The sequence below is a fragment of the Streptomyces sp. NPDC127084 genome (assembly GCF_042724175.1).
Classification (GTDB): domain Bacteria; phylum Actinomycetota; class Actinomycetes; order Streptomycetales; family Streptomycetaceae; genus Streptomyces.
In genome coordinates this window covers 1-8,203 of record NZ_JBHXFA010000226.1, presented here as the reverse complement: position 1 = coordinate 8,203, position 8,203 = coordinate 1, and the positions used below count along the sequence as shown (strand labels likewise).

The window sequence follows — 8,203 nt, the reverse complement described above, 5'->3', positions numbered from 1 at the left end:
ACCGGTACCTGGGGGGAAGCGGGGGGGCCGCCGTCGCGCGGTCGGGGGACGACGGCGACCACCGGATCCGACGATGTGGCCTGCGGATCCGACGGCTCGGGATTGGCGTCGGGAGCGGCGGCCGCAGGACCGGGGGCACTGGGGCCGGCCGCTGCGGCGGTCGCGAGGGGAGCTGCGGCGGCGGCCGTATCCGTGATTTCCGGAACGACCGTTTCTGCCGTAGCCACCGGCTCGGCTGATGCCGTTGTTTGTGCGGGTTCCCCTGGTTCAGGCGTTTCCCGTACTTCCAGCGATTCCGCTGTCTCCAGTGCTTCCACGACTTCTGCCCGCTCCGGCGTCTCGGGCATGTCCGCGGGCGTGCTGAAGGACGGCACGGCGACGGGCGTCCACGACGTGGCGTCCTGCGGTGCCGTGTCGCCGGGCTGCGGCTGCTCGGTGAACTCCGTGGGCTCATCGCGGGGGATGTCGAGATACTCGAGGCCGGTGGTCGGCGGCCCCGGCTGACGTACGGGGATGGGGTGCGGCGGCGTGTGCCCCGATGGGTTTCCGACCGCGCTGGCCGGTCCGCGGTCCGCGAGGGAGCGCACCACGCCACCGGTGGCGTCCGGCACCGGCGGGCCCATGTGCAGCGGACGGCGTCCCGGCGGCGGCGTGGGGGTGGACGACGTAGGCGGAATCCGTACGCCGCCGAGGTCGAGCGAGCCCGAGTCCCGTCCACCGGTTTCGTGCGCACCCGCCTCAGGAACCGACTGCTGGGGTACGGCCTGCTGCGGTGCGAGCGGCTCAGGGGCCGCGGGCCCCTGCTGCTCCGCGGCCGGGGCGGTGGCGCTCGGCTCTCCGGTGGCCTGTCGAGGCACTGCGGGCTGGGGCGCGGTGGCGTCGGTCGCCACCGAGGACTCCGGCGCTGTCCGCTGCGGCACGACCTGCTCGGCCGCGACGGACTCCGGGGCGACAACAGCCTCGGGTGCCACGGCCGGATGAGGCTGGGACGACACGGGCTCAGGCGCGACAGGAGCGACGACCGGTTCCTGTGCCTGGTGCACCGGCCCGGAGGGCACGCCCGCCTGCGGCGTCGCGTGCTGTACCGCCGCCCGTACGGCCGCCGCCGCGGCATCGGGAGCGACGGTCCGCGCCACTGCGGCCGGGACCTGCTGCGGCCCCGGGGGCGCGACCGGCGCCCCGGGGACGATGTGCCCGCCGACGGGTCCCGCCGGCTGGGCCTCACTCCAGGCGCCCTGGGCGCCCGGCATCAGCAGCAGGTCGTCGTCATCGGCGACGGATTCGGCTGAACCTTCGGAGGGATCGAGGAAGGTGTACGCGCCCGGAGCGGGGATGCCCGGCTGCTCCACCATGCCTGCGTTCTCCGGCAGCCCCTCGCCCGGGATCTGGCCGGTGTCGGTCATGCGTTCCCCTCGCCCATCGGTTGTGCTCCTTCAGACTTTCGCCCGGGGCGCCCGATCGCGGCACACAAGCACCCGTCATATCAAGAACGAGCGTGTGCGCCGCGCGGCACGAAAGCCCGCAGACACCAGCATTGTCCTGGCCATTCGCGTCCATGGCAGCAGGATCCGCCACGGTCGCCTGTGGACTGCGCCACGTTGCGCGTCCCCCCGGTCGCGCCGTACCACACCGGAACCCAAATCGGCCCCCTCTTGCGACCTTTGGCCGGGGTGCCCTGGGCACCCCGTGGTAGCGGGGGGACGAAGCCGGGAGGAGAGAAGTCGACGCCCCACCGGCTGCGGTACAGCGATCGGCCAGCCTACCGCGCTTGGACGTGCCGCCAGGGGTCGGGGGCGCGATCTGAGCGGTGCTCGGGCAATACCCCGGACGGCCGGAGTGTGTTGAGCGGGACCCGCCCGCCACGGGTCCGACGCATGGTGGACGAGGCCGCCTTGGGAAGGATGCGCGCACGGCGATGGCCGCCGGTCAGGGAGGGCGTCGCCGGGAGCCGCCGGACCTGCCGGACCGTCATCAGCGATCATGATCAATGATGCTGACGAGCCGGTGTGCTCCCTGCCGGGGACGCCCGGGCTCAGTCCCGGCGCGCCAGTTCTCCCGAGAGCAGGAAGACGACGGAGCGTTCCTGCTCGGACCAGTCGCCGGGATCCAGCTGAACGGACTGGAGCAGGGAGCACTCGACGCGGTACCCGCCGTCCGCGAGGGCGGCGCCGATGGCCTCGGCCTCGTCCCGGGTGGAGGCGTGGGTGGCGATGCGTTCGGGGCGGCGGTCGACGCAGGCGCTGACCACCGGCACTCCCCCGCCGCCGATACGGACCACGTCCGGTTCCGGGAGCCGCTCCAGTACGTGCGGCGCCCGGCCGTGCACGGTCTGGAGCTGGACGCCGTGTCGGCGGGCGGCGGCGGCTGTCCGGTCGCATGCGGCCGGGTCGGTGTCCACGGCGATCACCGCGGCGCCGAAGCGTGCCGCGTCGACGGCCAGGTCGCCGCTGCCGCAGCCGATGTCCCAGACGAGATCGCCGAGGCGCGGGCCGAGGCGGGCGAGCTGGGCGGCACGCAACTGCGGCGACCCGCCTTCCCCGGTGGGCGGTTCGCCGGGGTCGGGTGCCAGTGCCCAGCCGCGTACGACCGAGGGATAGCCGGGGTCGCGGCCCGCCACCCAGCCGCTCCTGGACGCGGCTGCGGCGCCGCCGATGACGATGACGACGTTCGGGTCGCGCCAGGTGTGGTCGGCGGCCTTGTCGGAGGTGAGCACGGTGACCCGCTCGCGCTGGGAGCCCAGCTCCTCGCAGATCACGAAGGTGCGGTGGACGCCCTCGAGCAGTAGCGCCAGCTCCGCCGGCCCGGCGCCCGGGGAGGTGAGAACGGCGACCTTGGGGTGCGCCCGGCAGACGTTGACGGCCCGGCGCAGGGTGCGGCTCTGGGCCACGACGACTTGCGCGTCGTCCCAGGGCATCCCGGCTCGGGCGAAGGCGGCGGCGACGGAAGAGACCGCGGGCACGACCTCGACCTCGAGACCGTGCTGGGGTGCCCGGAGGGCGCGTACGACGCCGAAGAATCCGGGGTCGCCGTCGGCCATGACGACGGGGCTGCCGCGGTGTCCCGCGATCCGGCGCGCGGCCAGGTCGACGCTGCCGAGCCGTATCCGTTCGGCGTTCGCCGGTACCTCGGGAAGCGCCAGGTGGTGAGCCGCTCCGGCGACGAGTGTGGCGGCGGACAGCGCGGATCTGGCAGCCGAGGTCAGGGGGGAACCGTCCCAGCCGATCACCGTGACCCGGTCGGCCATCGTCGTCTGTCTCCCGGTATTCGCCGAAGTCACCGCGGTCACAGCGGTCGCTGTGCTCGCCGCACCCGCTGTGTTCCCCGCGCCGCCGTACCGCCGCGGGTCGCGCGGGTCGCGCAGGTCGCGACCGTGAGCCTACCGGGTCTCAGCTCCAGTCGGCGAAGGAGGAATATCCGGCTTCGCCCAGCTCCTCAGGGACGCCTTCGAGGTCCTCGGGCAGCAGGCTCCAGACGATGAAGTCGGTGCGCAGGTCGGTCCAGCTCCCGTCTTCGGCGCGGGTGCGGGCTATACAGGCCCCACGCAGCACACCCTCGCTGATGCAGCCGATCCGCTGGGCGACCTGCTGGGATGCGGCGTTGTCGGCGGCAGTGCGGATCTCGACCCGTTCGAAGCCCTGGTCGCGGAAGAGCCAGCGGGCGGTGGCGAGTGCCGCTTCGGAGGCGTATCCCTCGCCACGGGCCCAGGGGGCGACGATGTAGGAGAGTTCGGTGGAGCGTACCCGCCAGTCGGTGTGGGCGAGCTGGATCACGCCGACCAGCCGCTGGGTGAGGAACTCGGTGATGGCCAGGTCCAGGCCGCGGCCCGCCGCGTGCTCGGTGGGTGCGTAGTCCCCGATCCAGCCGTAGGCCGCCGCCTCGGTGAAGGGCTGTGGCACCGGGGTCCAGGTGGCGACCTGTTCGTCGTTCATCATCTCGGCGAGGGCCGGGGCGTCAGCGGGTTCGAGCGCGCGCAGCACCAACCGCTCCGTGCTGATGGAGATGTCCGGGAAGGTGGTAGTCATGCGCAGCTCCATGCCGAGACCGTCGTAAAGGCCGTACGCGTAAAGGCCCAGCATGCAACATCGCCTGACGGATGCGCAGGGCCGGGGTGGATACGCCGGGGACACGCCGAAGGCCCCGCGCACCGGCCTTGCGGTTCTGGTGGGTGCGCGGGGCCTGCCGCTCCCGGCGGAGCGTCAAGTGCGTGCCGGCTGCCTCAAGTCGGCGGCGCGGTACATCATGCGGCGGGACCGAAGGCGGGGATGACCGAGCCCTTGTACGTGTCCTCGATGTACTTCTTCACCTCAGGGGAGTTGAGGAGCTTCGCCAGCTTCGCCACTCGCGGGTCCTTCTCGCTGCCTTCCTTGACGGCGAGGAAGTTGGCGTACGGGTTGCCCTCCGCCTTCTCCAGCGCGAGGGCGTCGGCGGCGGGCGCGAGGTCGGCCTCGATGGCGTAGTTGCCGTTGATGACGGCAGCGTCGACGTCGTTCAGGGCGCGGGGCAGCGTGGCGGCTTCCAGCTCCTTGAACTCCAGGCCCTTCTTGTCGGTGATGTCGGAGAGCTTGGCGTCGGTTCCAGCGCCCGGCTTGAGGGTGATCAGGCCGTTGTCGGCCAGCAGCTTGAGCGCGCGGCCCTCGTTGGTGGTGTCGTTGGGCACGGCGACGGTCTGTCCCGCCTTGATGTCCTTGAGGGACTTGATCTTGCCGGAGTAGAGGCCGAGCGGCTCCAGGTGCACGTTGACGACCGGGACGATGGTCGTCTTGTTCTTCTTGTTGAAGTCGTCCAGGTACGGCTTGTGCTGGAAGAAGTTGGCGTCGACCTGGCCCTGCTGGGTGGCGTTGTTCGGCAGGACGTAGTCGGTGAACTCCCTGACCTCCAGCGTGAGCCCCGCCTTCGCGGCCAGGTTCTCCTTGACGTACGCGAGGATGTCGGCGTGCGGGGTCGGCGACGCCGCCACGACGAGCGGCTCGTTCGCCGCTGCGGGCTTGTCGCCTGAACCGGATCCGGCGCCGGGGTCGGAGGCGGTGCCGCAAGCGGTGAGGCCGATGGCGAGCGCGGTGGTGGCGGCTGCGATGGCGGTGAGCTTGGTGTACTTGCGGTGATTACGCACGAAAAGTGCCTCGTTCTTTGGTAGTGCGGTGCTGACGCCCGGACAAGGAGTGCGGGCTCGCGGTGTGCGGGTTGAAGCGGAGGGGTGCTCAGGCGGTGCGGCCCCGGCGGGCCAGCAGCCGTACCGCTCCGTCGCCGATGAGCTGAACGGCCGTGACGATGGCGATCAGGATGGCGACGGTGATGAGCATGAAAGTGGTCTCGAACCGCTGGAAACCGTAGGTCACGGCCTTGGATCCGAGGCCTTCGCCGCCGACCGCGCCCGCCATCGCCGAGTAGCCGACGAGGACGATCACGGTGGTGGTGACGGCGGCGACGATCGAGGGCAGGGCCTGCGGGAGCAGCACCTTGCGGATGATCGTCGGTATGGAGCCGCCCATGGACTGGACCGCTTCGACCAGTCCGTGGTCGACCTCGCGGATCGCCGTTTCGACGAGCCGCGCGAAGAAGGGGATGGCGCCTACGGCGAGTGGCACGATCATGGCCGTAGGGCCGATGAAGGTGCCGACCACCGCGGTGGTGACCGGGATCAGCGCGATGAGCAGGATGATGAACGGCAGTGAGCGGCCGATGTTCACGATCACGCCGACGGTCTTGTTCACGGGGGTGTTCTGGAGCAGTCCGCCCTTGTCGGTGAGAACCAGCAGAACGCCGAGCGGCAGTCCGCCGATGACGGTGACGACCGTGGACCACAGCACCATATAGAGGGTGTCGATGGTGCCCTGGGTCAGCAGCGGCTGCATTTCCGGCCAGGTCACTGGGCCGTCTCCTTCACCAGTTCGGGGCGCGGCGCGGGGACGTCACCGGGGCTGCCGGGACCGCCCGGCTCGCCGGGCGCGGGATCGGGCTCGACGTGCTCGATCTGGAGGCCCTGTTCGCGCAGGAAGCCGACCGGCACGACGTTGTCCTCGTAGCGGCCCGGCAGTTCGATGCGCATCCGGCCGATCTGCCTCCCGGCCACGGTGTCCATCGCTGCGCCGAGGATCGAGATGTCGATGTTGTACGTACGCGAGAGCTGGGAGATCACCGGCTGGGTGGCGGTGTCGCCGTGGAAGGTGACATCGATGACCGTACGGTCGGGACCCGTGGCGTCGCCGGTCACCGGGAACAGCTCTCTCGCCAGCTCCGATCCCGGCGTGGCGAGCAACTCGCTCACCGTGCCGGACTCCACGACCCTGCCCCGCTCCATCAGCGCGGCCGAGTCGCAGACGGACTTCACGACGTCCATCTCGTGGGTGATGAGCAGAACGGTCAGTCCGAGCTGCCGGTTGAGGTCGCGCAGCAGCTGGAGGATGGAGCGGGTGGTCTCGGGGTCGAGGGCGCTGGTGGCCTCGTCGGAGAGCAGCACCTTCGGCTTCCCTGCCAGCGCCCGGGCGATGCCGACACGCTGCTTCTGACCGCCCGAGAGCTGGCCCGGGTAAGCCTTGGCCTTGTCGGCGAGCCCGACGAGGTCGAGTAGTTCGAGGGCGCGCCGGGAGCGCTCGGCGCCGGTGACACCGAGGATCTCCAGGGGGAGCTCGATGTTGTCCTTGACGCTCCGCGAGGACAGCAGGTTGAAGTGCTGGAAGACCATGCCGATACGGCTGCGGGCCTGGCGCAGTTCCTTGCCGGCGCGGCTGCCGCGTCCGGCGAGGGCCGTGAGGTCGGTGCCGTCCACGGTCACCGTGCCCGATGTGGGCCGCTCCAGCAGGTTGACGCAGCGGATGAGGGAGGACTTCCCGGCGCCGCTGCGGCCGATGACGCCGAAGACCTCGCCCTCCCGGACGTGCAGATCGACTCCGTCGAGCGCGGTGACGTCGCGGCCTCGCGACTGGTAGACCTTCGTGAGGCCCTTGGTGGTGATCACAGGATTTCCGTCACTGTCGAGCGCGCGGCGCGGTGGCGCGCCGGGCATGGGTGGTGTGCCGTCTTGGTGTGCCGATTCGGGGACGGGCAGACGCAGAGACACCGCACGGTCAGCCGGTGGGCGGTGCGTGCGCAGGGCGGGGGTCTCGCTTCGGGGCGCGAGACTCAGGAAGGGGCCCTCAGAAGGCGCACATTCGACACATACAGCGAGCACCGGGCGTCATGTTCGCCTCGGTCGCAAGGGTGCGGCTGCTCGTCGTGGTCATGCGGCCCAGTAAAGCAGACAAGCATCCGGACGCCTGTCGACTGTCCGCATTCCGGAACAATCCCGCTCGGAATGCGGACCACCTGGGCTTCGCCATGTCTACGCCAACAGGCCGTTGACCTGCTCTGATGCACGGAGGGCCGCCGACGGTACGCGCGTCCTGCCAGCGCTGCCGCCCTGGGGTTCTGTGGGCAGGACCACGGACGCCCGGCCGCTGGGCTCGTGGCCTCGGGGGCCGCGCACCGCCCGTTCAGCGGCCCGTAATACCCTCGGCTGCATGCTCGACGCCCTGACGGTCGCCCTCTCGGCGGCCGCCCTCGCTCTCGCCGCCTGGTGCGGCCATGCCGCGTACCGCAACCAGCCGACGAAGGACTGGCACTTCATCGGCATGGCCGTGGTGACGCTCCTGGCCCTGGTCCAGCTTGTCACGGGCATCGTGCGACTGGCCGGCGGCGAGCGGGCGGATCAGGGTTCGGTGATCTTCATCGCGTATCTGATCGGGGCCTTCGCGGCGGTTCCGGCGGCCGGACTCCTCTCGCTGAGCGAGCGGACCCGCTGGGGTTCGGTGACGGTCGCGGCGGGCGCGGTGGTACTCGCGGTGCTGGAAGTGCGGCTCTACGACATCTGGAAGGGCTGAGGATGACGGACTCCACGCACTCCACCGCGGGCACCGGATCCGAAACGAGCACCGGTTCCGGCACCGGAACCGCCGACGGCGCGGACAGCCCCGCAGAGCAGCGGCCCGCGGGCGCACGGACCCGGCTGGTAAGCGGACCCGGGTTGCTCGTGGTGTGGCTGTACGGCGTGATGTCGGTGGGCGCCGTGTCGCGCTCGGTCTACCAGATCGCCACCGAGTACGAGCACGCGCCGCTCGCCTACTCCCTGTCGGCGATGGCCGCCGTGGTGTACGCGTGGGTCACGGTCACCCTGGGTGTCGGGGTGTGGTCGGCGCGCCGGGGGGGTGGGGGGGTGTGTGTGGGGCTG

General features: G+C 71.1%; 6 protein-coding genes and 2 pseudogenes. 2 read left to right on the top strand and 6 right to left on the bottom strand.

Going from position 1 to position 8,203, the window contains the following annotated elements; translation table 11 throughout:
• From ACFWI9_RS31475 to ACFWI9_RS31450, 6 genes and pseudogenes are all read right to left on the bottom strand, one after another.
• Positions 1-1,403: pseudogene (locus tag ACFWI9_RS31475) on the bottom strand (5,6-dimethylbenzimidazole synthase); the annotation flags it as partial.
• Between the two features lie 629 nt (positions 1,404-2,032).
• Positions 2,033-3,244: a precorrin-6y C5,15-methyltransferase (decarboxylating) subunit CbiE gene (gene cbiE / locus ACFWI9_RS31470; RefSeq protein WP_387167853.1), complete on the bottom strand. Its 1,212-nt coding sequence runs from the start codon at positions 3,242-3,244 to the stop codon at positions 2,033-2,035.
• Between the two features lie 142 nt (positions 3,245-3,386).
• Complete coding sequence (locus ACFWI9_RS31465; RefSeq protein WP_387167856.1) at positions 3,387-4,022, bottom strand: GNAT family N-acetyltransferase; 636 nt, start codon at positions 4,020-4,022, stop codon at positions 3,387-3,389.
• A gap of 215 nt (positions 4,023-4,237) precedes the next feature.
• A complete protein-coding gene (locus tag ACFWI9_RS31460) occupies positions 4,238-5,110 on the bottom strand; it encodes a MetQ/NlpA family ABC transporter substrate-binding protein (RefSeq protein WP_387167850.1) in 873 nt (290 codons plus the stop codon).
• 88 nt (positions 5,111-5,198) lie between these two features.
• Positions 5,199-5,867, bottom strand: a complete 669-nt coding sequence (locus ACFWI9_RS31455) for a methionine ABC transporter permease (RefSeq protein ID WP_387167847.1) — start codon at positions 5,865-5,867, stop codon at positions 5,199-5,201.
• Complete coding sequence (locus tag ACFWI9_RS31450; protein ID WP_387167844.1) at positions 5,864-6,955, bottom strand: methionine ABC transporter ATP-binding protein; 1,092 nt, start codon at positions 6,953-6,955, stop codon at positions 5,864-5,866. Before ACFWI9_RS31450 ends, ACFWI9_RS31455 begins: the two co-directional genes overlap by 4 nt.
• Before the next feature lie 541 nt (positions 6,956-7,496).
• On the opposite strand from ACFWI9_RS31450, the gene ACFWI9_RS31445 reads away from it, so the two are divergent.
• On the top strand, positions 7,497-7,856 hold the full coding sequence (locus tag ACFWI9_RS31445) for a hypothetical protein (RefSeq protein WP_387167841.1): 360 nt from the start codon (positions 7,497-7,499) through the stop codon (positions 7,854-7,856).
• 2 nt (positions 7,857-7,858) lie between these two features.
• A pseudogene (locus tag ACFWI9_RS31440) lies at positions 7,859-8,203 on the top strand (hypothetical protein); the annotation flags it as partial.

Excerpts from the sequence above, each read along its gene's own strand:
- ACFWI9_RS31445 (WP_387167841.1), top strand. The coding sequence starts at position 7,497 with ATGCTCGACGCCCTGACGGTCGCCCTCTCGGCGGCCGCCCTCGCTCTC.
- ACFWI9_RS31465 (WP_387167856.1), bottom strand. The coding sequence starts at position 4,022 with ATGACTACCACCTTCCCGGACATCTCCATCAGCACGGAGCGGTTGGTG.
- cbiE (WP_387167853.1), bottom strand. The coding sequence starts at position 3,244 with ATGGCCGACCGGGTCACGGTGATCGGCTGGGACGGTTCCCCCCTGACC.